21 protein-coding genes, 1 tRNA gene and 2 pseudogenes are annotated in these 25656 nt (G+C 52.8%); 5 read left to right on the top strand and 19 right to left on the bottom strand.

Translation table 11 applies throughout. From position 1 onward, the window contains the following. Positions 1 to 62: 62 nt before the first annotated feature. From AC6I8W_RS03005 to AC6I8W_RS02995, 3 genes are all read right to left on the bottom strand, one after another. Positions 63 to 1253 (bottom strand): serine hydrolase domain-containing protein, encoded by a 1191-nt coding sequence (locus AC6I8W_RS03005; protein ID WP_497836917.1) that lies wholly within the window; start codon positions 1251 to 1253, stop codon positions 63 to 65. Between the two features lie 129 nt (positions 1254 to 1382). After that, the gene (locus AC6I8W_RS03000; RefSeq protein WP_497836916.1) at positions 1383 to 2165 is read right to left on the bottom strand and encodes a MetQ/NlpA family ABC transporter substrate-binding protein; all 783 of its coding nucleotides are present in this window, start codon (positions 2163 to 2165) and stop codon (positions 1383 to 1385) included. Positions 2166 to 2181: 16 nt separating this feature from the next. Next, complete coding sequence (locus AC6I8W_RS02995; protein WP_497836915.1) at positions 2182 to 3201, bottom strand: isopenicillin N synthase family dioxygenase; 1020 nt, start codon at positions 3199 to 3201, stop codon at positions 2182 to 2184. 233 nt (positions 3202 to 3434) lie between these two features. On the opposite strand from AC6I8W_RS02995, the gene AC6I8W_RS02990 reads away from it, so the two are divergent. Next, positions 3435 to 4109: a YecA/YgfB family protein gene (locus AC6I8W_RS02990; protein WP_497836914.1), complete on the top strand. Its 675-nt coding sequence runs from the start codon at positions 3435 to 3437 to the stop codon at positions 4107 to 4109. A gap of 118 nt (positions 4110 to 4227) precedes the next feature. Here the strand turns inward: AC6I8W_RS02990 and AC6I8W_RS02985 are convergent, their stop codons facing one another. Together AC6I8W_RS02985 and AC6I8W_RS02980 are read right to left on the bottom strand one after the other, a co-directional pair. Then, positions 4228 to 5277 (bottom strand): DUF1176 domain-containing protein, encoded by a 1050-nt coding sequence (locus tag AC6I8W_RS02985; RefSeq protein WP_497836913.1) that lies wholly within the window; start codon positions 5275 to 5277, stop codon positions 4228 to 4230. Positions 5278 to 5358: 81 nt separating this feature from the next. Continuing rightward, positions 5359 to 5886: pseudogene (locus tag AC6I8W_RS02980) on the bottom strand (LysR substrate-binding domain-containing protein); the annotation flags it as partial. A gap of 55 nt (positions 5887 to 5941) precedes the next feature. On the opposite strand from AC6I8W_RS02980, the pseudogene AC6I8W_RS02975 reads away from it, so the two are divergent. Continuing rightward, positions 5942 to 6277, top strand: a pseudogene (locus AC6I8W_RS02975) (NAD(P)H-dependent oxidoreductase); the annotation flags it as partial. A gap of 9 nt (positions 6278 to 6286) precedes the next feature. Here AC6I8W_RS02975 and AC6I8W_RS02970 read toward each other — a convergent pair. The 12 genes from AC6I8W_RS02970 to AC6I8W_RS02915 form a co-directional block, all read right to left on the bottom strand. Then, the gene (locus AC6I8W_RS02970) at positions 6287 to 6616 is read right to left on the bottom strand and encodes a DUF1493 family protein (protein WP_497836912.1); all 330 of its coding nucleotides are present in this window, start codon (positions 6614 to 6616) and stop codon (positions 6287 to 6289) included. Positions 6617 to 6723: 107 nt separating this feature from the next. Continuing rightward, on the bottom strand, positions 6724 to 7593 hold the full coding sequence (locus AC6I8W_RS02965) for an AraC family transcriptional regulator (protein WP_497836911.1): 870 nt from the start codon (positions 7591 to 7593) through the stop codon (positions 6724 to 6726). Positions 7594 to 7663: 70 nt separating this feature from the next. Then, the gene (locus AC6I8W_RS02960) at positions 7664 to 8620 is read right to left on the bottom strand and encodes a nickel/cobalt transporter (protein WP_497836910.1); all 957 of its coding nucleotides are present in this window, start codon (positions 8618 to 8620) and stop codon (positions 7664 to 7666) included. Positions 8621 to 8770: 150 nt separating this feature from the next. Then, the gene (locus AC6I8W_RS02955; RefSeq protein WP_497838095.1) at positions 8771 to 9760 is read right to left on the bottom strand and encodes a restriction endonuclease; all 990 of its coding nucleotides are present in this window, start codon (positions 9758 to 9760) and stop codon (positions 8771 to 8773) included. Positions 9761 to 10013: 253 nt separating this feature from the next. Then, a complete protein-coding gene (locus tag AC6I8W_RS02950; RefSeq protein WP_497836909.1) occupies positions 10014 to 10730 on the bottom strand; it encodes a M48 family metallopeptidase in 717 nt (238 codons plus the stop codon). Then, complete coding sequence (locus AC6I8W_RS02945) at positions 10730 to 13825, bottom strand: type I restriction endonuclease subunit R (RefSeq protein ID WP_497836908.1); 3096 nt, start codon at positions 13823 to 13825, stop codon at positions 10730 to 10732. Before AC6I8W_RS02945 ends, AC6I8W_RS02950 begins: the two co-directional genes overlap by 1 nt. 20 nt (positions 13826 to 13845) lie before the next feature. Beyond that, a complete protein-coding gene (gene darG, locus AC6I8W_RS02940) occupies positions 13846 to 14913 on the bottom strand; it encodes a type II toxin-antitoxin system antitoxin DNA ADP-ribosyl glycohydrolase DarG (RefSeq protein ID WP_497836907.1) in 1068 nt (355 codons plus the stop codon). Beyond that, positions 14910 to 15566, bottom strand: coding sequence for a type II toxin-antitoxin system toxin DNA ADP-ribosyl transferase DarT (gene darT / locus AC6I8W_RS02935; protein ID WP_497836906.1), 657 nt, complete (start codon positions 15564 to 15566; stop codon positions 14910 to 14912). Before darT ends, darG begins: the two co-directional genes overlap by 4 nt. 12 nt (positions 15567 to 15578) lie before the next feature. Further along, positions 15579 to 16925 (bottom strand): restriction endonuclease subunit S, encoded by a 1347-nt coding sequence (locus AC6I8W_RS02930; RefSeq protein WP_497836905.1) that lies wholly within the window; start codon positions 16923 to 16925, stop codon positions 15579 to 15581. Further along, positions 16925 to 19363: a type I restriction-modification system subunit M gene (locus AC6I8W_RS02925; RefSeq protein WP_497836904.1), complete on the bottom strand. Its 2439-nt coding sequence runs from the start codon at positions 19361 to 19363 to the stop codon at positions 16925 to 16927. The genes AC6I8W_RS02930 and AC6I8W_RS02925 overlap by 1 nt, the downstream gene beginning before the upstream one ends. A gap of 39 nt (positions 19364 to 19402) precedes the next feature. Continuing rightward, positions 19403 to 19642 carry an HTH-like domain-containing protein gene (locus AC6I8W_RS02920; RefSeq protein ID WP_497836903.1) on the bottom strand — a complete coding sequence of 80 codons (240 nt, stop codon included), beginning with the start codon at positions 19640 to 19642 and terminating at the stop codon, positions 19403 to 19405. A gap of 466 nt (positions 19643 to 20108) precedes the next feature. Further along, positions 20109 to 20193 (bottom strand) — tRNA-Leu (locus AC6I8W_RS02915). Between the two features lie 248 nt (positions 20194 to 20441). Between AC6I8W_RS02915 and AC6I8W_RS02910 the strand changes: the two genes are divergently transcribed. From AC6I8W_RS02910 to AC6I8W_RS02900, 3 genes are all read left to right on the top strand, one after another. Beyond that, positions 20442 to 20951, top strand: a complete 510-nt coding sequence (locus AC6I8W_RS02910; RefSeq protein WP_497836902.1) for a YjjA family protein — start codon at positions 20442 to 20444, stop codon at positions 20949 to 20951. Positions 20952 to 21127: 176 nt separating this feature from the next. After that, positions 21128 to 21763, top strand: coding sequence for a hypothetical protein (locus AC6I8W_RS02905; protein WP_497836901.1), 636 nt, complete (start codon positions 21128 to 21130; stop codon positions 21761 to 21763). Positions 21764 to 21840: 77 nt separating this feature from the next. Then, the gene (locus AC6I8W_RS02900; protein WP_497836900.1) at positions 21841 to 22518 is read left to right on the top strand and encodes a MarC family NAAT transporter; all 678 of its coding nucleotides are present in this window, start codon (positions 21841 to 21843) and stop codon (positions 22516 to 22518) included. Positions 22519 to 22591: 73 nt separating this feature from the next. On the opposite strand, the gene AC6I8W_RS02895 is transcribed toward AC6I8W_RS02900, so the two are convergent. Next, positions 22592 to 23848 (bottom strand): c-type cytochrome, encoded by a 1257-nt coding sequence (locus tag AC6I8W_RS02895; protein ID WP_497836899.1) that lies wholly within the window; start codon positions 23846 to 23848, stop codon positions 22592 to 22594. 4 nt (positions 23849 to 23852) lie between these two features. Beyond that, positions 23853 to 25622: a GMC family oxidoreductase gene (locus AC6I8W_RS02890; RefSeq protein ID WP_497836898.1), complete on the bottom strand. Its 1770-nt coding sequence runs from the start codon at positions 25620 to 25622 to the stop codon at positions 23853 to 23855. Between the last annotated feature and the right edge of the window lie 34 nt (positions 25623 to 25656).

Here is a 25656-nt window from a genome sequence, read left to right as displayed (position 1 = left end):
GGACAGCATACAACAGCCACCGCGCAAATTCGCAAGGCTTAATTGCAAGCAACCGTGTTATATCAAGGCTGTCGACCCTGCTGCGCTAAATTCCTCAATAACGCAATGCCAAGATAATTACTCCAGTTAAAGGCGTTTTGCAGTACGACAATGGCATTCCCGTTGCGTTGATCAAATCCGATAAAGCTGGAGTAGCCCCCAATATAGCCCACCTGGTAAGTAATGTGCTGGTCAGCATAACGATCGGTAACCCAGGCGATATTCTGTGACTGATTTCCGTGCTGCTGATAACCCTGTCCAATCTGGGAAAAGGCCTGATTGATCGCCGCATCTGGCGTGGTGCTGAGATGTGCGTCGAGATAACGGATCAAATCCCGCGCGTTGCTGTACAAGCTTGCCGCCGCAACCATATTGTTACTAAATTGCCAGTCTGGCGTCAGTTGACCTCGGGGAATCAGCTTTGGCTGATCGCCAGCATGACCCAGCGCGCGATACGGAAAATTGCGCAACTGCGGCGCATTAAAGCTGCTGCTGGTCATGCCCAACGGAATAAACAGATTACGTTGGGCAAGGGCTTCAATGTTCTGATGAAAACGATGTTGCAAGATATAGCCAAGCAGCGCGAACCCCAGATTGGAATATTGCGCCCGTGGATTGTCGGGAGCGTGGAAATCCGCCAGATAATCCAACACTGCATCGCTATCCAGATTGGTGTAAAAATTCTCGCCACTGGAGAGGTAACGCAAAAATTTGATCAACATCGACACATCCATCCCCTGTCGCGGCAGGCCCGAAGTATGCGTCACCAGTTGCAACAACGTTATCCGCCTGGCATCGGCGCTAAGCGGCACCGATGCAGGCAGCAGAGTGCCCAGGGTGTCGGTCCAGTGCAGTTCCCCCCGGTTCACCAATTGGATGATCACCTCAGCAGTGATCCCTTTGCTCAGCGATCCCAACGCAAACAAGGTATCGGGGGTGATGGGGTAGCGATGCACCGCGTCGGTGACGCCAAAGCTGTAAAACTGCGGTTCACCGCGCTGATGGATAATCGCGATACTGATGCCGGAGACCTGCTTTTGCTGCATATAATGGCGAACCATGTCATCGACATTATCGCGGAAAGCGCTGTGGGAGAGATAAACGTTGTCACTTACCGGGGCAGACGTTTGCGACAGCGTGCCGCAGCCGCTCAGAAGGACAACCGTCACCGCCAACCCGATCAGACGTCGGTAACAGACGGAGATTCCAGGCATAAAAAAGAAAACAGCGTGTATTTTCAAGTAAAGTTAAGGGGTTATGTGAAAAGTACTGCGGATGAATGTGGCGAAATATAACACAGGCACAAGGGAATACCACCCGCCAGATGCGGGTGGTGGCAGGAATTATTGATGCACCGGAATGACCGATCCTTTGTATTGCTGATTAATAAATTCAGCCGTTTGTTTTGACTCAAGATCTTTCGCCAGTTCCAGAATACGCGGGTCGTGTGCCAGCTTCGGTGTGGTCACCAGTACGTTGGCATACGGGTTGTCTTTCGCCTGTTCCAGCCCCAGCGCATCCTTTGACGGCACCAAACCCGCCTGCAACGCATAGTTACCGTTGATGATAGCCAGCGTAGCATCATCCAGCGCGCGCGGTAGCTGTGGTGCTTCAATTTCAATAATCTTCAGATGATGTGGGTTTTCGCTGATATCCGCGCTGGTCACCAGCGAGCCAGCACTACCGCTTTTCAGTTTAATCAGCCCATTAGCCTGCAAAAGATACAAAGCACGACTCAGATTGGTCACGTTATTCGGCACCGCCACCTGCGCCCCATCAGGTACATCTTTCAGTGATTTGATTTTGTGTGAATAAATCCCTAACGGCTCAATATGGACCGTCGCCACCACGGCGAACTTCTCGCCCAGCGCTTTTTCCTGATCGCGCAGGTAAGGCACGTGTTGGAAATAGTTGGCATCGACATCCCCGCGCGCCAGCAGTTCGTTGGCGTTGAGGTTGCCATTCAGCTCAATCACCTGCAAATCGAGCTTTTTATCTGTCTGCTTGATCTGGTTGAGAATTTCGCTGTGCGGCACCGGATCGGCAGCCACACGCAGTGCGGCCGCAGAAGCGTAACTGCTCACCAGAGAAAATAAAGCCAGCGTCGCTATCACCTTTTTATGCATATGTTTCCCTTTCTTTTTATGATTTAACGGTATTGAGAACGTCGGCGTAATAACGCTGAGCCACGTCACGATGAGATCGCAAACGTCCTTTCAGGTAATTCCAGCCAACATCACGAATCAGTGGATTTGCCGGATCGCTGGTGGGTCCCAGCGCTTCGGTCGCCAGGGGTTCCGGCAATTGATAAAGCGGCACCTGCGCGTCAAGCTGCGCACCAAGAAAAAAGGCAATGGAGATACGTTCTTTACGGGCAGGTGGTGAGATCACCCGGTGAACGGTGGCGCGCAGATAGCCATTGGTCGCCAGTTCCAGCAGTTCGCCAATGTTCACCACAAAAGCGCCCGGTTTCGGTAACGCATCAATCCAATTGCCCGGTGTGACCTCGACCTGCAATCCCCCCTGTTCGTCCTGCAACAAAAAGGTGAGGAAGCCGGAATCTTTATGCGCGCCGACACCCTGTTGACTCTCATGCGCAGCCTGGCCGGGGTAGCGAATCAACTTCACATGTTCATTCGGATGGGTGCCGTACAACGCATCAAATGCATCGGCTGGCAGGGACAGCGATCGGGCAAATGCACGCAGCAGGCGCAGCGCCACATCGGTCATCGCCTGCTGCCAGGCATGAATAACCGGGCGCAGCTGTGGCAAGGCCTCTGGCCACAGATTGGGGCCTTGCAATTGCTTCCAGGCCGGATCACCCGGTAACAACGGCAACGCGACGCGCTCAGCACCGATATCAAACTGTTCACGCTGGTCACGTTGCTCACGGGTATATTCCACCCCGGCACGGTTATAACCCCGGAAATGCGGTGAATGGATCATCGATACGCGCTGCTTTTCTGCCTCCGGCAAGGCGAAAAAAGCGCGGGTAATGCTCTGCACATTTTGCAGCAGCTGCGCATTAATGCCGTGATTCACCAGGTAGAAGAAACCGACATCACGCGCTGTTTCCCGTAATTCAGTGAGATGTTCCGCCTGCTCCGCTGTGGGTAGCTCCAGCAGCGCTAAATCCAGTACCGGTAATGTGCTGGCGCTCATGATATATGCGTCCTGTATGCAGCAAGTTTCGTTGTTACGCTGACACCAGTCGCGGAGCAGGGCCAATAATGTTGCGAAATATGTTATGGGAAATGATTTTTAGGATAGGTTCGGCAATGGATTGCTGAAAAGCGGCAATTGATAGCTGACACCCTCTCCTTCCCGCTATAATCGCGCCTTATCGACGTTGGGCAACTTGCCCGCCAATAAGCACCGATCGCAGGAGATACCGTATGAACCAGGGGCCGTTAACCGAAAAAGAGCTGAACTGGCTTGAAGATATGCTGGAGAAATACGGCAATGAGCACTCCGTGGTGGATGTTGCTGAACTGGATGGCATGCTCACCGCGCTGCTTTCCGGCCCCAATGACATCGAACCGAGCGAATGGCTGGTGGCGATGTGGGGTGGTCAGAAATATATTCCGAAATGGTCGAACGAACGCGAAATGGACCGTTTTATGAGTCTGACCTTCCAGCATATGAACGATATCGCCGAGCGTCTCAGTGAATTCCCGGACCAGTTTGATCCGCTGTTTGGCACCCAGGAGATGGAAGGCCAGGAGTTTACCGTGGTGGAAGAGTGGTGCTTTGGCTATATGCGCGGCGTGGCGCTGGATGACTGGTCAGCCCTGCCGGAAGCCCAACAACCGGCACTCGATACCATCGCCCTGCACGGCAGTGAAGAGAATTTTGCGCAACTGGATGGCTTCACCCCGGAACAGTTTGAAGCCAGTATCGAAGCGATTCGCCCGGCGGCATTGCAACTGCATGATTTCTGGCAGGAGCAGCGTCTGTCGCAACCGGAGCCAGCACCGCAGGTGCCTTATTTTGCCGGTGAGAAGACAGGACGTAACGATCCCTGTCCGTGTGGCAGCGGCAAAAAGTACAAGCAGTGCTGCATGAAATAACCCATCGAAGTTAGCCAAGGTAGCACCCCAACGATATGTAGCGGCGCGATTTATCGCGCGATGTTTTGGCGCATGTATCAAAACCGCGCGATAAATCGCGCCGCTACGCCATATCACATCATCGCGCGGGTTTCACATTCGTCACTAGTGTGGGCAATTGCCACGGCCCGCCCGCGCGGATAGCACGACACATCCCGGTGGTCGCTTCGCTGGTTTGCTGGAAGTTTTTGCCATCCCATACCCAGGCAGCGGTGCTCCAGCAATCGCCAATGCCGCGCCCTTTTTGCGCCAGCGAAATCACGCCGTCGTGGTAGTCAGAGGCGGAATCGGAGATCAGTCCAGGCTTTTGCTGCAAACGCTTGTCCATCAACCAGTAGCCATAACCTTCGTTGTAGGCACCGCGCCAGCACAGTGCGGAAATCAGCACGTGGGTTTTATCCACCGGCGTCAGCGTGATCGGCTCAGCCCCCTCTTCCGGTTGATCATCAGACGGTTGCAGATTATCGCAGCTGTCATCATCCGTTAGCGAAGCGATCAGCTGTGGTTTAACCGACGACAGCTCCTGCGCCGTTAACGGACGTGGCTGGGCCTGGATGACCTTGACCTGCTGGATTAGCGGAGCCACTACCGCGACCAATACGCTACTTTCCGGCTTATCACCTTTTCTGACCAGCGCGCCTGGCGTGCCGGTACGTCCCTGCGCATCGTCCATTTTCAACAACGTGGCGAAGGCACCATTATCCGACAGCTCAAACGGTTCTTCTCCACCACGAAACTCAACCGTACTATTGCCTTTCACGGCGGTGATCACTGCCTGCGTCTGCGCCTCGGTTAAATGCCATTCGTCGTTATCGGCTTTCTGCAACTCACCCTGAGAGATGTCGTCAATCCATAACGACAGCACCGCCACGGGCTTGGGTTCCTCGTCCATCGCATCGGCCAGCACCACCTTGCCACTCACGACGGTATTCGCCCCGGCCTGGCGCGTCAGCAATACCGAACCGCCTGCCCCCTCTTCGGTGCTATAACCTGCCGCACGGCAGGTCAACGTGTTATCACACGCCAGCTCCCAGTCTTTATGGCTGAAGGAAACACCGCTGTCATCTGCCCACAGCGGCGCGGCCATGCTGGCAAATAGCGCAAGCGCCAGCAGGTTTCGGGATGTCATGCCATCTCTCCAAAAGGGTAAAGGTGGCTAGTGTGCGCAGTTTTTCGGGCCGGGAGAAGTGAATTTTTAACGAACAAACCACTAAACCTTGGCAAGAATCTGTTGGCGTAACCACTGATGAGCCGGATCGCGCTGCACGCGTTCGTGCCACATCATTAAAATATCAAATCCCGGCACATCAACCGGCGGTTCAATCACCTGCAACTGCGTTGCGTTGCGCACCAGGCGCTCCGGCAACACCGCGACCAAATCGCTGCTCGCCAACACTTCCAGCATAAAAAGAAAATGCGGCACCGAAAGCACCACGCGCCGCGCACGACCAATCTTTGCCAGCGCATGGTCGGTAGCGGCACTGAATCCCCCACCATCCGGCGAGACGATAAGATGCTCCAGTTGGCAGAACGTATCCAGCGTCAGGCCCGGATGTAGATGCGGATGACCAATACGTCCGGCCAGCATGTAGCGTTCCGTGAACAACTTACGCTGATGCAACGTTTCAGGCGCATGGTCGCCGGTATGGAAAATCAAATCCAGCTCGGCTTTCTCCAGTTGCTGCGCCACCAGTGGAGGATTGAGGCCAAACACCGCCAGGCGGCAATCCGGTGCGGCAACGCACAACGGTTCACGTAATGTTTCAGCACGGCGGTGGGTAACATGCCACGCGGGTAAACGGGCGATGCTGGTGGTCAGCACTGGCGGCTGGGAATCACATTACAACCCGCGCGATATCAATGGTCCTATCGACGATCTACTGTTCCCCATCCAGCATGGCATGCTGTTCTATCCGGGCTTTAGCGTGTTTTATCAGGTGCAGAAATCAGCAGGGGCGCGTTTCGCCAGTTGGTGCGACACGCTGGCAACCCGGTTGGATACCTTAGCGACCTGTAAGCCGATCGCCTTTCGTCAGCAAAATGGTGGCGATTATAGGATTCCGGCACTGACGCTGAAGGAGGAAGTGGCTCCAGGAAAAAGCGGGGTTGGCGTGCATCAGCAACGCTAAAGGGAGCGATTATTCATACAACCAACGCCCGGCCTTAGCCGATTCAATCAACATGCCAAGCGTAAAATCCGGCACCACCGGTACCTGACGTTTATTAAAAGGATTAAGTATTTCGCTCAGGGATGGCTCAGGTGGGTAGTAGGTTTCGATAGTGAAGGTGCCACGCGCGACGTTGAATTCGGCGAAAAATTCCTCCATCAACGCGGCAGCTTCGTCGTCGTCAAAATTGAGATCGCTATCGATATCAATCTGTGGTGACAGCGTTTTTTGCTTAAACAGATATACGCCATCATAACGACGGACAAGTTCATAGATGCGCAGCTCGATGTCATCTGACATATCGTCTCTCTCTTGCACGATTTTGATGGGTCGGGCGGCTATTCTGCCACGATATGGGCGCGTTGTGTCGAGAAACTCCCGCCAGCAAATGCTACCGGGAGTTTCTGCTATTTCAATGGCAGATAGATGTCAGTGATCAGTTGGTGTTCCGGCACATCGTGAATAAAGTTCTGATAATGAAAGAACAATGGAAAATCACGTAGTTCCTCACCGCTGGCTGGCAGCCAGTCGCTATATAGCCTGCGTGCACTTTCGGTAAGGGCATCGTGCGAGCCATGATGACGCAGCCGCGCACAGCGACCGGCGGGGATAAGCGCGTTGATCACGCCAAAAGCATTATCCTCCGGGACGGGTGCAGTTACCGAACCACAGATATCAAAGCGGAACGTCTCTGCGGGCGTGATGGCGGGATCATGCGGTGCGATACCCAATGTCTGGCTGCTGACCACCGGTGATAACCCGGTGGATTTGCGCCACGCGATAAAGCGTGCCGCCGTCTCCATAATGCGTTCTGGTTGGCCGTAATGTGACAACATCGCCACCTGTGTGGCGGGAAAATTGATGATAGTGACCGGCATAGTTTCTCTCCGTTTGGTCTGTAGCGGTGGCATACGCTGGTGCCAGCTGACCCAGGCAGGCTGGCGACGGAACTCGCTCGGCGTCATCTCAAACATCTGTTTGAACGCACGACTGAATGACTCCGCATGCTGAAAGCCTGCATCCAGCGCAATATCGATAATCTTCTCAGACGGATTGAATGCCAGCCGGTACGACGCACGTTTCAGGCGCATCAGCTGAATGTAGCGCCCCGGCGCGACACCGCAGTAACCGGTAAATTGCCGGTGGAAATGGTAGGGCGAAAAATGGGCGACGTCGCTCAATTGCTCCAGCAGCAGCGGATCGTCAAGGTGTTGATCGATATAATCAAACACCTTGTTAAAGCGCTGATGGTAAACATCGGTTTTGTTGACGGGCATGGCATTCTCCTTGCCATTGACTATGCCTGAGCGAAGTGGCGCTTGGCCTGACGGATCTTGCTGAGTTTGGCTAGCATCCGGCGGCGATATAATCCCCGTTGGCACTGATCGGGATCACGGTGAGGAACAACACGGTGGCAAACAGGATGATAATCACACCGCCCGCGATCCTGACTGCGGGTATCACCCAGCGGATGTTTTCGTTATCGCGGCTGAAGAAGGTCACGGTACGATGGCGCGCATAACGCACCGCCAGCGACAAACCCAGAATAGACAGTGCGGTCCCCAATGACATGGTCATCACGGCGGCAATGCCCCAACTGACAATCCCCAGCGTATTGGAGAACAGCAGAATCATAATCGCTCCGCTACAGGGCCGCGCGCCAATCGCCAGCACCACGCCGAGCCGGGTTTTCCAGTCTGCGTGCGTCAAATCCGCGCCGACACCGTGATGCCCACAACCGCATTGTTCCGGGTGCTGATGCAGCGATTTGATGGTGCTGATAGCTATTTTTCGTGGTCGCTGCTGGCGAAGCGTCTGCCAGATAACAAATGCCCCAAACGCGCCAATCAGCAGCGCACTGACTTTTTCCACATACCAGCGGCTGGTGCTGAGATCGCCAGCCGCCAGGTTAAAACCGACAGCCAGGATATAGACAAACAGAATGGCGCTGATGCCCTGCATCAGGCTACCCAGAAAAGGCACCACGCGCGCCGCCAGCTGGCTTTCCTTGTTGGTGCTGAGATAGGTGGTGACGATAAATTTCCCATGTCCCGGCCCGATAGCATGCAGCACGCCGTAAATAAATGCGCCGCCCAGCAGCCATATTCCACCGGTGTAATCGTGGCTGTTGAGTTGCAAGAGGTACGCCACCAACCTGCGGTGCAGCGAGATTTGCGTGGCGAGGCTCCATTGTAGGAATGCGGGCCAGTGGGTGTAGAGGGTGGTGGCGATCATCAGCAATGTCAGGATGAGGAGTCCTGCGATAGGGAGACGCCAGTCACGGGTGGGGGAGCGAGTTAGCATGGGTGTGGCCTGGGTGGTGGGTATAGGGGTCTATGGTAGGAATGCTAGTGGGTGTTGGGGGGGAATGCTATGGCATTTTGGGTGGTGGAGTGGACATCGGGTATAAATAGCCACATCAGTTCAACACCGATATGGCTATCAAAGCAAGGCTCAGGCAGGCAGGAATGTTTTCTTCAGAGGTACCAGAAGTTTGGTCTCGATATCAACTTGCTCATAATTTTCGATAAGCGCCCTGACAAGGTCGTCCAGCGTCCAGAGCGTCAGAGGTATCGTCGAACGATCGGCCTCATATCGGGCATCCTTCGTAAAGCCACCGGTGCTGACATAAAGCCCGCGATCGTCTTTATGGCGACCGCCGATAAAGCTGCGAATCTGCTGGCTGCCCATCTGTTCTCTGCGATGTTTTACCTCAACGATAATGCGCGGATTCTCAAAACCGAATCCATCAGGCGAGGCAATGATGTCTTTACCCCGATCGGCTCCAGCTGGAGAAACTTGCGTTTTATATCCCATGCTGCGTAAGACTCCGGCAACAAGATTCTGCATCTCGTCCCAATCGAGTGAGTTGATTCGATCTTTGATCCCCTCAAACGCCAGCATTTCCATATCACGAAGCGGATCAGAAACGATTTCATCTTCATCCATTGCAATTGGATTCTGAGTAATAATGTCTACGTTAGGTTTCTTATTCTGCAAAAGCTCATCTAACGCATATTCCGGGAGCTGAAAGACTGTCAGCGTGGAGCCCAGAGTATTTTTGGTAGCAACAGACAATCGGTCGCGGTCTATTTCTTCACCATTCCATTTCACCTGCCGAGCAATACCCATGCCCTCTTCCAACCATTCAGGATGGTATTGGAAGTCGGATATTACTTTCCCTAACAGGTAAGTACGGTTGGCTGGCGAGTACGTAATGACCCAATCACCCTTTTGGATTTCATTGACGAAACGCCAGACCTGTGATGCACCTGAACGGGCTGTTCCCAGCTTGGCTAAAGGGTCTGCTTCTTGGTAAAAGACGAGTAACTGGGCTCGGGATAGACCGGGTTTGACCAAAGGAGCCAGTTGAGACCAACCAATACCAACGATTTTATTATCGCGAAAATCGTCATAAAGCTTGCCGCCGTCGCCGCGAATCATCCACATTCTGTTGCCCATAGCCGTCCCTTCATGAGGAAAAGAAATTGAGGTGGATCATAAGCTTGTTATCTCATGGCGTCAAAAGCCTTAGTCAACGTCGCAAATTTTTCCAAACCATCGCCAAGCTGAAATTTATACTTTCCACTTCACTTTTATATCAGAGAATTAAAAAATACCCGTTTCATCAAATCAGAGAACATAATCTATAAATAATTTAAAACAGTAACGAATACCTTAACTCAGCAGGAACTATTCAATACTCCCACGCCTCAAATGCCAGCGGCATTTTATTAAGCAAATCACGCCGTTCCCGCCAGTTAGGGATAAAGCGGTCCATATGGAGGAGGAAACGCTCGTTGTGATGACGCTCCAGTAAATGAACCAGTTCATGCACCAGAATATACTCCAGACATTCCGGCGGCTTCTTCACCAGTTCCAGATTGAGCCAAATTCGCTTTGTAGTGGTATTGCAGGTGCCCCAAAAGGTTTTCATCTTTTTGATGCCCATGAAAGTTGGAGGGATACCGGTTCTCGCCTGCCATTCGGGAAGTAATTTGGCGACCTGTCGCTTCAGTTCACAACGATAAAAGTCGTTTAATACCAGCACTTTATTCTCTTCACTGGTTCCGGGCTGGATATAAAGCTGAAGTTTGTTATTTCCAGCCAACTTCACTTCATGACGTCCCTGACGCTCAATCACAAACAGCCGATATTTACGGCCCCATAGGTAGTGGCACTCTCCGCTGACCATCTCACGTTCTGACTGGCGTGGCTGTTTGGCGAAATCCTGCTGCTGTTTTCTTATCCAGCGAAAACGTGAAGCTACCGCCATTCTTATTGCCGTTTCCGTCATGTGTTCCGGGGCTGAAACGCGGACTTTGCCGTCGGGTGGCAGGACGCTAATATGCAGGTTCTTAATCGCCTTACGATTAACCTGTAAGCTCAGAGTGCCTATCTGCATGACCGGCATCAGTGGTATTCCTTCTGCTTGCGGGCAAGCTCAAGAACGTCATCAATATTGACGTTATAGCTCGCGGTTTCTTCGCGCAGTGCGCAGGCAAGCTCTCGTTCCTTAAAGCGATCGCCAATCCACTCCGCTTTTTTGGTATAGCGGATTGTCGTATCAATCCGTGTTGCCAGCACCTCGTCATGACCGAAATTATCATAGAACGCGCGCTTCGCCTGTGTGTCCATCGTATCAGGGTAGGATGCTCCGGCGGTTTGTTCCGGGCGAATGACCTGTTTGCTCAAATCCCGGATACGCTCCAGATATTGCTGGTAATCAAGCGCATTCTGGCGACGAAGGGTAATCAGCTCATCCAGCAACAGCGACATGCGTCCGTAGTATTTCGGATTCACCGGGTTTTCATCCACGATGGTTTTACGCACGTTGTTTTCGATAGTTTCCGCCATCGCATCCTGATTGTTGCGGATCTCATCCGGTAGAGCAGCGGTTGCTGCTGCGCCTTTTTCAACAATCAGCTCAATCAGGCTTAACTCTTGGAAATCCATCAGCACTTCGCTACCGTCGGCGCGAACGTACATATCCAGCAGGTGGCGCATGGCCGGTTCAAAGCGCTTCATGTCCAGCAGATCACCGCTAGTCAGCTTAATGTCATAGCGCAATCTCTCGAATTTAGCGACTTCGGCGTAGATGCTTTCCACTTCCTCATCGGTATAACCCGCTTCCTGCATTTCATTCGCCAGGCTGGCGTAAGCACGCAGCAGGCGGGCAACATTCTGGTAGAACGACAGGCGCAACGCCTCTTTTTCACCTAATATCGCCTGGTTTTCCCCCGACAGACCGCAGAAATAGTGCTGATAATCCGGTAAATCGCGCGGTGCCTTGACGGGTTCGCAAAGGCTGCGAACCACCTCCAGCGCGCTGTCGAGATCCAGCTTCGCCTGCTCCAGACGATTTTTCAGCAGGCCATCAACATCATCTCGATCGTAATCGTCAAATGCGCCCGTGGTGTAATCGGTTATCGCTTTATCCAGAGAGCGGAACAGATCTTTATAATCGATAATATAACCGTACTCTTTATCTTCCCCATCCAGCCGATTTACCCGACAAATCGCCTGAAACAGCGTATGGTCCGTCATGGTTTTATCGATATAAAGATAAGTGGCGGACGGCGCGTCAAAGCCGGTCAGCAGCTTATCCACTACGATAAGCAGACGCATTTGTCCCGGTTCACTAATAAAGCGCTGCTTAACATCCCGCTCGAATTCGGCGATACGCCCGGCAACCTTCTCTTCGCTTTGCTCAAAATAGTCGGCCAGCATTTTGCGATAAGTCGAGAATTTGTACAGCCTCTCGGTCAGGCCTGCGCCGGTTTCTTCTCCTTTAATACTGGCTGCATCGGGACGGAAGCTGGTTACAATCGCCACTTTTCCCGCCAGATCGGTCTGGCTGAACATTTCGTAAACCTTACAGGCCTGATACACGCTGCTGCATACCAGCATGGCGTTACCGCGTCCGTCCATCAGGCGCGGGCGGGTGTCCATATCCAGCAAAATATCGTTAACGATCTGCTCCAGCCGCGACTTGCTGGACAGTAGTTTCTGCATTGAGCCCCATTTCTGCTTAAGCTGGGTTTTGGCTAAATTCGACAGGCCGCGCGTTTTGGCCTCAAACCAGTCATCAACCTTTTTCTCAGATGTCAGATACTGGTCAATATCGCGGGCCTCATAGCGCAGATCCAGCACCACGCCGTCGGCCACTGCCTCATCAAATTTGTAGGTGTGGATATAAGGGCCGAACACCTCCACCGATTTCTTTTTATCTTTCTTCATCAGCGGCGTACCGGTAAAACCGATAAACAGGGCTTCCGGCAGAATGGCTGTCATTGCGTTATGCAGCTTGCCGGACTGTGTGCGGTGGCACTCATCCACAAAAACGAACAAATCACCTTTGGCAAGGAACGTTTTCGTCAGAGATTGCTGCAATTCGGTGATAAAAGCATCGGTTGCTGCATTGTCTTCCACTTCGCTGCGACGACCGAACTTATGCACCAGCGAGCAGATGAGCCACGGGTTAGGATGATTGAGCGTCGCGATAAGATCGTTGCCACTGGAGGTGCGATAAATCCCTTCATCCACACCCATAAACACGCTTTCTATCTGTTCATCCAGTTCGGTGCGGTCGGTCACAATCAGCACGCGCGAGTTTGGCACGTTTTCACGTATCCACTTCGCCAGCCAAACCATCGTCAGACTCTTACCCGATCCCTGCGTGTGCCAGATAATTCCGCCTTCACGACGGGCAATATGCTGTTTAGCAGCCTCGACGCCAAAGAACTGATTATGGCGACAGAGTTTTTTCACCCCAATGTCAAAAGCAATGTAATTATGGATGACATCCAGCAGCCTTGACTTGCTGCACAGGCGGCTTAAATGAAAGTCGAGCTTATGCGTGTATGCGCCAGTATTCTCTTCTTTCCATTCCAGATAATATTTTTCCGGTGTTTCGATGGTACCGTAGCGCAGCCCCTGAGTATCGTTACCCGCCATCACCAGTTGCATGGTGGTAAAGAAATTGCGGATAAAGGTTTTTTTCTGATTATCAAGATTCTGCCGGATGCCTTCGCTGACGTGGACAGACGAGCGTTTAAGTTCAATCACGCCCAGCGCGATGCCGTTAACGTACAGCACCAGATCCGGGCGCTTGCTGTATTCACCTTTTATCGTCACCTCGTCGGCGATGGCGAAATCATTGGCTTCAGGATTCGCCCAGTCAATCAGCCACACGGTCTGATTCTGCTCGCCCGCACCTTCCTTTTCCTTCACGCCGTAACGCAGCAGGCGATAGACCTCTTTATTGGCGTAATACAGCTTTTTGCCTTCGCCCAGCGCGGCGGCGGAATCCAGTTGCCGAAGCACGCGGGTAATCAGCGTATCGCTGATGCCGCGCCGCTTCAGCCATGCGCTCAGTATGTCCGTGTCGATATTGCTGTCCCCGGCATACCCGGCGCTTCGGCCCAGATAGCGGTATCCTAAATCCTTAACAAAAAACTGGATCAAACGCTGCTGTGTGGCGCGTTCGCGCTGGCCGATAGTGCTCAAAGGGTGCTCTCCCTAAATGTTCAGCAATGGAACTCCATCACACGGTTGATGGCAAATTGCAGGTTCTTATCATCAAATAGCTTCATCTTACGGCTGGCCCAGCGTTCACCCGCAGGCCACTGGTGCAGTCCCTCTTTTACGGAATCCAGTGTGGGCTGGCATTCTCCTCGGATCAGCAGCCAGTCAACGGTCGTCAGCAGCTCCAGACCAAACGGCGATTCAAAGCCGTCAATCAACTGGCTGACCTGCTCAAGCGCCGGTAGCCACTCTTTGGCTTCGGCATTCAGCCAAAGGTTGACATGTTCTTTTTCCCGATCGTTAAACCAGATCACATCCAGCGGCTGGCTGTCTGGGATGCGTTTCTCGGCTTTCAGATAGGTGCCGTCCAGCGCGTTAAGCAGATGGTTCAGGTTGGGGGCATAGGGGCCGTAATAGTGCGCCTCAAACCGCAGTTTTAGCACGTCTTCCTGTTGATGCTGTTCAATGGCGCGTTGTAACAGCCATGCCAGCTTCTGGATTTCCAGCAGGCTGCACTCCATGCCCAGTACCCAGTAGCGGCGCACCAATTCAGCGATCATCGCTCTGGCGGGAGTGAGCTTTTTTACGCCGGTGCTCTTGGCGACGTTCTGGTATTTTTCGGTGGGCTCGTAAATCAGGATTTCAGTGTCCTGAAGGTCGCCCAACGCAGATTCAATCCGCGCCCGGACGTCCGGCCAGTTCAGGCCGCCGTTGCCTGCGCCCAGCGGGGGAATGGCGATGGACTGCACTTTCTCTTCGATCAAAAAGCGACGTAAGTCCTGTAAGCCGTCTTCAATCCACTCCATGCGGGAGTCGGCACGCCAGTGCTGTTTGGTGGGGAAGTTGACGATCCAGCGCGGCCCCATCAGCTCACCGGTTTCGGTGATAAACATTTTGCCGGTCGTCAGTTGCTTTTTTTTGCAGGCGAGGACATAGGCTTTCATATTGTCGGGGAAGCGCTCTTTGAACATCAGTGCGATGCCTTTCCCCATGACACCGACGGTATTAACCGTATTCACCAGTGCTTCCACGGGCGCGTCGAGTAAATTGCCTTGTGTAAATGAGATCATGAGAAGTACCACCCCGCCCGTGCGTGTACGGGCATTGCCAGATTGCGTTGCGAAAGCCACTGCTCTAATTGTAACTTGACGCCTTCGTCGTAACAAATCATCCCACCCAGCAGTGTGATTGGGCAGTGCTTCCAGATTAACGCTTCGGCCTGATAGCGTTCAAACTTGGACAGATCGTCCTGATCGCGACGAAAGTCTCGTGCCTGTAGGATGGACCAGTCGATCCGGTTCAAGTTGTCCAGATCGGTATAGTAGTTAGATAAATTATAATAGGCGTGGCTGTCGGTAAACACGAAGGGGACGTTCTGTGCCGCCACGTGTCGCAGGCTGCTGACCAGAATGACGATTTCCTCATTGAAGCGCTGCTTAATACCGCCGCGCCCGCTGTGGATATTCATCAGCATCGGCGAGAAGGGGGTAAAGTAAAACGGCACATAGTCATGCAACGTCCCGCCCGTCCCAGCAGGCACCGGATGCCCGGCGCGTTTGTCGATAAGCTCCGGGTTGCCGATATTGATCCAGCTTGCAGACTGCACCGGGCTGTTGCCGCAGTGCAGACCGTGGTCCAGTAACCACTGGATATTGTCCCGGTGGACAATGCGCCAAATCAGGGCTTTTTCCGGGTTGAGATTCGCGCTGTAATCATAAGCCATGTGCGTTCCCTTCTATATTAAGCGGGTTTTCCCGGTTAACAGTTCCTGCATCATCCCGTGTTTAAGCTTACGGGTTTTGTCCAGACGCTGTTGCAGGGTCTGAATGTCCTTGTCCATATCGGAGAGGAGGGCGGCGATGGCGGTTTGTTCTTCCCTATTTTTAGGCGCGGCTATATATAATTTTTCAAATACACTACGTTTAATGCCTTGGGCTGTTGAGCCAGTAGCGCAATCATAGATATATGATTGAAAAAAATCAGATAACAACACTTGCAATATAAAGACAGGGGTGAACTTTTCTTCATTTATTTGTAGCAATATAGTTCTTTGACTTAGAATGTATTTTTTTTCGTCAGGGATGAGAGCTGCATTTCCTAATGGTGCTTCCATTGTGAATACAATGTCATTTTTTTTAGGAGAACCGGACGTCATCCAACGGTTATATAGTTCATCTGAACCAAAATAACATTCAGATGAGAAATCTATATATCCTTTTTTTACATTCCCAGCAGAAAGTGCAACAACATTTCCATTCCCCCAATCCATTCCAAGTTTTTTTGGAGTTCTTCCTCGATAATCGATTATATGAGTTACTATATCTAGTATGGTTGATGTATGCCAGTCCTCAGGAATATCTCCTACTTCACTCTTTCTATACCCTTTAATCATCCCATCTTCACGCAATGCAAACTGTGGCAAACGGGTTTTACCCGTTAGCAGTTGTTGCATGGTGGCTGTTTTGATAGCCTGTTTTTTGATAAGCAATTTTTCCATTTTAATTATGAGTGTATCAATACTGTCGAGGGAACTAGAAATTTTTATTTGCTCATCTTTATTAAGAGGCAATGGAATTAAAAATTGCTCCATTTCACCTTTTTGAGTGTGGACTAAAGCTGATGCACCATGAGCTTTTTCTTCTATTTTTTTTGTTAGATTCTTTAATATGTAATAGAAATAGCCATCTTCCAAAAATGGCGTTTTAATTAATAATTTCCATGTGTGGTAGTTCAGTAGCGCATCGTTTCCTGACCATACATGAGGGCCAAAAGATGAGCCTCGACTACCTGACCATGCAAATAACAATTGACCATGCTTTATGAAAATTTTGGGATCATAATTACCATTATAATAGTTAAACTCATCCGAGCCATTCAAATTTTGAATACGAATAATGGGTAGGCCTTCAAAACCCCATTCATAAGGCTTAAATCCTCTTCCATTGATTAAATCGCATACATCACCTAATCGGGCCACATACCAATCTATTGGAATAACCCCCACCTCAGTCATCTTAAACCCCGCAGGCACGTCTTTCCCCGCCGTACCCGACTGCTGCTCATTCACCATTAATTCCACCATCACCACACCAGCCCCATTGCCCGCAAATGCCCGGCAACCTTCTCGCTTAATTCTTCAACGGACGCTTCCAGCGCCGGTAACGGCTCGGCATAGCGCTCTTCCAACTCCTTCACGCGCTCAGCCAGTTGCTGGGTGATACGCTCAATCTCCGCCTTAATCCCGGTCTGCAACGTCGCCAGCCATTTGTCCTGCACCACCAGCGCTTTGATCGCCGCGTCATCCAACGTGGGGTAATGTTTAAACACCGCGCGATCCAGCGCTTCCTGAGCGGCTTTTAGCGCTTTTTTCGCATTAGCTTCTGCTTTAATCAGCTCCAGGCAGCGGGTCAGCGCCGCCAGCTCATCCGGATCGGCGGTGGTTTTCTTCAATTTTGTCAGGCGGGCATTGACTAACTTTTGCGTCACCTTATCCTTATCGTTCTTCGCCTCGGCCAGTAGATCGTCTTCCCCGGCCTGCTCCTCGACATACTCGGCTAGCTGACGGCTGGCTTCTTCACTGCGCGCCTGTGCACGGGTCAGCGCGTCCAGCAGTTCCGGAAAAAAGCGAATTTCCACCAGCGAACGGGGCAGCACGTCAGCCTTGTAACGTCGCTTGTCAAACTCAAAATCGTGCGCTTCTTTCCAGACGTTTTTGCCGTCCTTGCCTTTCACCGGCTGGAGTTCGCGAATTTGCGCGGCGGCTTGCCAGCCGTCCTGCATGATCACGTAGACATCGTCCTGCATGGCATCGGCCCAGTAGTCCATCAGGATCTGGTACACGCTGTATTTATTCAGCAGCTCGCTGTTGGCATACTGCGCCAGCAGCATCTCGCCGATATCGTGGATCAGCGCCTTGGGTTTATCGCCCTTACCGATCTCATTCAGCGCCGCCTCTTTCACCCACGCCTTAAACGGCAGCAGGCTCTGGGTGGCAAAATCCTTAAATTCCTGATGCGCCAGAATGGTCGGCTTCACCTGTTGCGCCTCTACCTGCGCCCGACAGTAGCCGGGGCGATCGTAGGCAAACAGCACGTCGCGCAGGGCAGGGAATACCCGCCAGTAATCCTGTAAGGCATCCACATCGCGCGCCGGAATACCGCCCTGTAAGTGGGCGGTCAGATCGTGCAGATCTTCTGGTTCGCCACCGTCGATATAGCGGGGGATATTCAGGTTGTAATCATTCCCGGCGATGTCGCTTAACGACACCATCCGGCTGTAGCCGGGCACAGTACGCTGGTGGTTAAACACGTCCACAATGCGGTGAATATCCCGGCTGCGCAGGCGGTTCTTGTTGCCATCCTTAATAAAGCCCCGGCTGGCGTCGATCATAAAAATGCCTTTGCGGCTGTGGGCGTGCTCCTTGTCAATCACGATAATGCACGCCGGGATGCCGGTGCCGTAAAACAGGTTGGCCGGTAAGCCGATAATCCCCTTGATATAGCCCTGCTTGATCAGGTTTTCACGGATATTCGCCTCGGCGTTGCCGCGGAACAGCACGCCGTGCGGCAGGATCACCGCCCCTTTGCCGGTGCTTTTCAGGCTCTTGATGATGTGCAGCAGAAAGGCGTAATCGCCGTTCTTTTCCGGTGGAACACCCCAGACGAAGCGCTCAAACGGATCTTTTTTCAGATCCAGTCCGCTGGTCCAGTTTTTATTGGAAAACGGCGGGTTGGCCACGGCGAAGTCGAAGGCTTTCAGTCTGCCGTTGGCCTCTTTCCACTGCGGATCGCTCAGGGTATTGCCCTGCCAGATTTTCGCGGTGGCGTTGTTGTGCAGGATCATGTTCATCCGAGCCAGCGCGCTGGTGGCGTTGTCCATCTCCTGCCCGAAAATCGACAGCCCGCGTCGGGCTTCATCGCTGACTTTGAGCAGCAGCGAACCGGAGCCGCAGGTGGGGTCGTACACCGTCGCATCCTGCGGCGTATCGGGCGTAATGCCGATCACCTTCGCCAAAACGCGGGACACCTCCGCTGGCGTGTAAAACTGCCCCTTACTTTTGCCGGACTCGGTGGCGAAGTGGCGCATCAGGTACTCATAGGCATCGCCCAGCAGGTCGTCATCTTCGGCCCGGTTGCCGGACAGATCCAGTCCCTCAAAAAGGCCAACCAGCTTCGACAAACGGTCAACCATCTCCTTGCCCTTACCGAGCTTGTCTTCATCGTTAAAGCTAGCTTCACTAATGACACCTTTCAGGCCATTCTCTTCCGCTAGTTTTTGCAGAATGATGTCAATTTTTTCGCCGATTTCTTTATTGCCTTTCAGCGCAGCCATATCGTCGAAGCTAGCCCCTTTCGGGATAACGATCATCCCGTAAGGATCACCCTTATATTTGTCTGACACATACTTCATAAATAGCAGGGTCAGCACGTAGTCTTTGTACTGGCTGGCGTCCATCCCACCGCGTAGTTCGTCGCAGCTTGCCCATAGGGAGGAATAGAGTTCGGTTTTTTTGATAGCCATTAAATATCTCGTTTAGCGCGATAATGTGCCGTAAACGGGTTACAGCAGATCGGTGTTCAGACCGGCGGCTTTCAGCCGACGGGTTAAGTTACGCATTTTGCTGAATTCGGTACCGAGGCTCTGGCTCAGACCGGTGCCTTCGCAAAAGGCTTTTGCCGTAATATGTTCCAGCTCGTCGGCATATTTGATCATTTGCAAATGCAGCTCGACGGTATACTGGTTACGAGGCGCGCTGGCGAGCGCCTGCTGAATACGGTAATAAATCTCGTTTTCGTTCATAAAGACGGGCATCTGTAGGCGTGCTGGATAATTTAGCTAAATTAGCTAAACGTGACACCAAGTTCAAGAACTACGGTGAAATGCTCACATCTATCTTTATCTGGCATCTGCTATTGAAACGTCAGGGTATTTCCTCAACACCAGAATCCTCTCTCTTCCACCAAAGTGATAGGGTTAACTAGCAAAACCATTTCTTCACCGCCAGTAAGTCTACAGTTTTTTGCTTCAGGCTTGGCAGCACGAACCTGCATATCACTCAGAGCCGTGATTAGTCCCCATTCAAGGGTTCTGCGTGGGCACGAACATTATCGAACCAAGTTTTATCCGCAATTGTCCCCCACATCAGCAAATTGATGTAAATTGAATTATGCTGACTAAGGCGATCGAAAAAACGAGGAAAACCCAGCAGATACCGAATTTCAGACACAAAAAAAGCCGCCCTTAAGCGACTTAATTTCTTCATCAGTGGTGCCGAAGGCCGGACTCGAACCGGCACGTATTTCTACGGTTGATTTTGAATCAACTGCGTCTACCGATTTCGCCACTTCGGCACTGAAGAGGATGCGGAAAACGTTGGGGATTATACCGTTACCGACAAGGCACGCAACCGGAATCGATCCGGATGTGCACTAAGCGCTGAAAAAACCACCACCACTTCGACTGCCAGCGAATTTCCGCGCAAAATCCCGCCAAAAACCAGAACATTCCCAATCTCCCCTCCCCCCTGGAACTTTCTTAGACCAGGCTTCTCTATAAGCAACACTGACAGCAGTCAGCCATAAAGATAAATGAGGTTGAGATGACTAAAGCAACACAACGCGTGATTTGGGGATGGGGCATTGCTGCGGTACTGGTTGCAGGTAGCGCATCAGCGGCGAGCTGGCAGGATCAACTGAGCAGTGCCGCTTCGCAACTGAGCCAGCAGAACAGCGGCACCACCAGCAGCACGTCGAGCGAAGGGATGTCGCTTTCTTCAATCACCGGCTTGTTGAACGGTGGTGATAAAGCCGTCAGCGCCAACAGCATGACCAATGCGGCAGGTGTGATGCAGTACTGCGTTGAACACAATGTGGTGAAAAACAACGTAGAGTCGGTGAAAGATCAGGTATTGGGCAAACTTGGCCTGAGCACCACCACCGCACAGGAGCAGAAAACCGATTACCAACAGGGCCTGCAAGGTTTACTGAATACTGGCAACGGCCAGCAGCTGAACCTGGAAAGCCTGAGCAACTCCACCATGGGCGAAAAGTTGAAAACCAAAGCTTGTGATGTAGTGCTGAAGCAAGGCAAGAAATACATCGGCATGTAATGACATTGGGCAGCGCAGAACCGTGAGGCAGGCTGTCCCCTGGCTCCATGTCCTGCGCTGCCCCTCCCGCCAACTCCCCGCATCGTGCTACCCGTCACGCCCTTCCCTTGTGGAGTGATTTCCCCGCACCACCATAAACGCTATAGTGGGATTTTAGAACTCACAGGACAGCGCGCATGAAAGGCATCAACATTGCGATCTACTTCGATCCCGACCTGATTCGCATTTGCGTACATCAGCAGGACGACAGCTATCTCAGCCAGAATTTCAATTACGATGACAGTGTGATTGAAGAGATTTACCAGTGGCTGGAACAGTTCCCCCCCAATCGCACTCACATTTGCCTGATTGAGCATGACACCGCCGATCTTCTGGCAGATGAACTGGTGGATAACGGCTACCACGTTCATCAGATAAGCCAGCATGACTTGCTGAGTTGGTTTGCCAGTGAACCTCCGTCAAAGCCGGATGGCTCGCCAGTACGCGCCCTGCTGCGTTACCTGGAAAACGAAATGCCGCCCGAATATCAGTCTCGGACACCGCAGATTGAAGCGTTGATGGATCTACTGGATGAGTTGGACGCCCTGGAAGCGGTGGAAGACGCCGAGGATGAAGACAGCCTGCCAGATGACGTACTGCGTCTGATGAAACAGAAAAAAATCAGTGCCCATGATGCAGCGCTGCGTCTGATGCCCGATGTTAATGAACGCATTCGCGAGCATCTGATCAACTATCCTGATCTGATGACACCCGAGTTGCTGGAAGACTTTTTCCCGGAGTTGATCGAAGCGCTGGATCGCCCGAAACACTGATCACCCACATCACGTTGTCTCCGTAAACTGAACAGCGCCGATCTGTCTTCGGCGCGCCTGCATCAGAAGGAACCGACATGCTGGATCTCTTCAAAGCCATTGGTCTCGGGCTGGTGGTCATTCTCCCTCTCGCCAACCCACTCACCACCGTCGCGCTGTTTCTCGGCCTCGCCGGGGATATGAATTTTCAGGAACGCAATCGGCAGGCCATGCAGGCCTCCATCTATGTTTTTCTGATTATGATGGTGGCCTGGTACGCGGGCACCGCAGTTCTGCATACCTTTGGGATCTCCATTCCCGGCCTGCGTATGGCGGGTGGGCTGATTGTCGCGTTTATCGGCTTTCGCATGCTGTTTCCCGCCAAACCCGTGGGCCATTCGGTGGAAGCCAAACACAAACAGGATGAAATCGAATCCAGTGACAACCCGCGCGAAAGCGTAAATATCGCCTTTGTGCCGTTGGCTATGCCCAGCACCGCTGGTCCGGGCACCATCGCGATGATCATCAGCTCAGCCTCGACGATACGCAGCGGCGTTGATTTTCCCGGCTGGGTGGTGGCGGTGGCACCGGTGATGATTTTCTTTTTAGTTTCAGTGATTTTGTGGATATCGCTACGCAGTTCCGGCGCGATCATGAAACTGGTAGGGAAAGGCGGTATTGAGGCGATTTCGCGCCTGATGGGCTTTTTGCTGGTGTGTATGGGCGTGCAGTTTATTATCAACGGCGTGCTGGAAGTGATTCATACCTACCATTAATCCAAGTAAAAACAGCGCGATAAATCGCGCTGCTACCTTAAATGACGGGGCGGCCTGAATGCCGCCCCTGTGATCATTCGTGCTTCAGAGTTTTACGTACATCAGCAACCTGATCTTTAGTGACTGCCGGGGCGTTGTTGCTCCAGCCCTGACGAATAAAGGTCGCCAATTGCGCCACTTCATCATCGCTCAGACGGTTGGCAAAACCAGGCATTAACAAGGTTGAGGCTGTTTTCTCCGTCGATGGCTGCTGCGCACCTTCCAGAATGGTGTGGATCAGCCCGGTGGGATCTTTGGCGTTCACAATGGTGGCCTGATCCAGTTCCGGGAACACGCCCGGCGCGCCTTTACCGGTGACAAAGTGGCACGCGCCACAGTTGTCGAGGTACAGACGCTCACCTTCCGACAGATTTTTCCCTGCGGTCAGCTTCGCTTCCGTCGCCTGCTGTGCCTGAACGTTATACGCCTGCAACGGCGGGTTGCCACCCAGGAACTTCAGGTAGGCGGCAATCGCTTTCAGATCGGCATCGGTCATATGCGAGCTGCTGTGCTCAATCACCGACTTCATCTCACCGCCTACCGCCGCTTTATCATTGCGACCGGTTTGCAGGTAATCGACGATCTCCTGCTCGCTCCAGCGCGGCAAACCGCGCAGTGACGGTACGTCCCAGTTGTTCAGGCTGCCGCCTGCAAGGAACTGATCGTCGCTGCTGTCGAGCGCTTTCTCGTTCATACCCAAACCACGCGGCGTATGGCAGCTGCCGCAGTGACCGAGGCTTTCCACGATGTAAGCACCACGATTCACCTCTTCAGACGCCCCACCAATCGGCTGGAACGGTTTGTCAGAGGTGAACGCCCAGTTCCAGAAACGCATGCCCCAGCGCTGGCTGAACGGGAAGCTGAGTTTGGTTTCCGGCGGCTGCTCGGCACTCGGTTTTACGCCCTGCATAAAGTAGACATACAACGCGTGCATATCTTCATCGCTGATTTTGGCGTAATCCGGATACGGCATTGCCGGGTAGAGATGAGAACCATCCGGCAGCACACCTTTACGCACCGCGTCGGAGAACTGCTGCTCGGTATAGTTACCGATACCGTGCTCTTTATCCGGCGTGATGTTGGTGGAGTAGATAGTGCCCAGATTGGACTCAATTGCCAGGCCACCAGCATAGTCCGGCTTACCCGCTACCGAGTGACAGGCCATACAGTCGCCGAGACGCGACAGGTATTCACCTTTTTTGATCAGTTGAGCGTCATCTGCCGCGTGCGCCTGCGCCGCAATGCTTCCCAGCAGCACGGCATTAGCGATTAACAATGATTTTAATTTCATGTGCTTATGCCTGTACCAGTGGACCGGGGTTTTTCAGATACTGTTCTTTGATTGCCTGTGCCGCCATCAGGGTAATCGCGCCGATAGTATCGGTCGGGTTCGCCTGGAAGTTCTGCGGGAAGGCGTTACCGCCCGGTACAAACACGTTATGCACGTCCCAGCTTTGCAGGTACTTGTTCAGCGCTGAGGTTTTCGGGTTATCGCCCATCACCGCGCCGCCCACGTTATGGGTGGATACGTATTTGGTCAGGTCAAAGTCAGCACCCATTGGCAGGAAGCTCATGCTCATGCTATCCGGGTTCAGCTCTTTAGCGATGTTGCCCACGATGCCTTTCAGATGCTGTTGCAGCTTCAACTCGTTCTCTTTCCAGTTGAAGGTCATACGCAGCAACGGCAGGCCACGGTGGTCAGTGTAGTGCGGATCGAGATCCAGATAGATATCACGATACGACTGGCAGGTCGTGGTGATGCTGATCTTCATCGAATGGTTGTACCACTGCTCCAGACCTTCTTTGTAGCCCATGCCCCAGCTCGGCGTGCCTTTCGGCAGCGCAGCGGCGATTGGTGTACCGGTCGCCTGTGAACTGTGGATCTTGGCACCGCCGAGGAAACCGAGGCCCGGGCCATCGAAGTTGCCCGGAGAGATGTCGTTGAACATCTGGCCGGTCGCACCCGCGGTCGCGAACGAGTTGAAGTTCTTGTCTTTGAAGAACAGGGTCGCGCCACCGTTCGACAGGAACGCATAGTTACGGCCTACCACACCCTCTTCGGTGATCGGGTTGTACGGCTTACCAATGCCGGACAACAGCATCAGACGTACGTTGTACAGCTGGAAGCTGGAGAGCACCACGATCTTCGCCGGCTGGAACACTTCGTTGCCGTCTACGTCGTAGTAAATCACCCCTTTGGCGGTCTTCTGGTCATCGTGCAGCACCACTTTCACCACTTCCGCGTGCACTTCATAGGAGAAGTTCGGCATACGCTTCAGTGCATCCATTACCGCTGTTTGCGGTGACGCTTTGGAGTAGTTCAGGCACGGATATTTCGAGCAGTAACCACAGTAGTTACAAGGCGCGATGGTGTTGCCATACGGGTTTTTCCACGCGCGTGACACGCAGGCCGACGGGTTCGGGAACGGATGGTAGCCCAGTTTGGTCGCCGCTTCTTTAAACATCACGTTGTTCAGCGTGTCTTCCAGCGCTGGCAGCGGATAAGGCTCAGAACGTGGACCTTCAAACGGGTCACCGCCTTCGAGGATCTGACCGCGCAGGTTGCCGGTGTTACCGGACTGACCGCAAATCAGCTCAAACTTGTAGTAATACGGCTCGATCTCTTCCCAAGTGAAGGGGAAGTCCATCACGCGCATATCTTCCTGCAGAACGCCGGGTTTGTAAGCCTGATCGACGTAGGTTTTCAGTTTGATATCAGTCGGGGTAGGACGAATCAGTACCGCTGTCCAGTGCATACCCGCGCCGCCCACGCCAGTACCCGGAGCAAACGCACCCCATTTACGGGTCGGCAGTGCCGTCTGGTCCATGTTGTAGCGCACGGTTACCGCCACTTCTTTCGGCGTAGCGAACACCTTGTTACGTACGTTATACGCGTATTCATCCGCCGGTTTCGGGTAGGCGAACTCGGGATAGTCGCGCTCACCGCCGCGCTCCAGGGCGCGTACTTCTAAGCCAGCCAGTGCCAGCTCAATGCTCATTAACGAGCCTGCCCAGCCGAGGCCGCAGACAACGACGTCGACTTCTTTTTTAGTAATCTGTGCCATGATAATCCTGTCTCAAATACCTGATGCGAAACGC

The organism is Pantoea sp. X-Soil-TKNS-1211, assembly GCF_059730495.1.
This window is presented reverse-complemented; position numbering and strand designations above follow the sequence as displayed.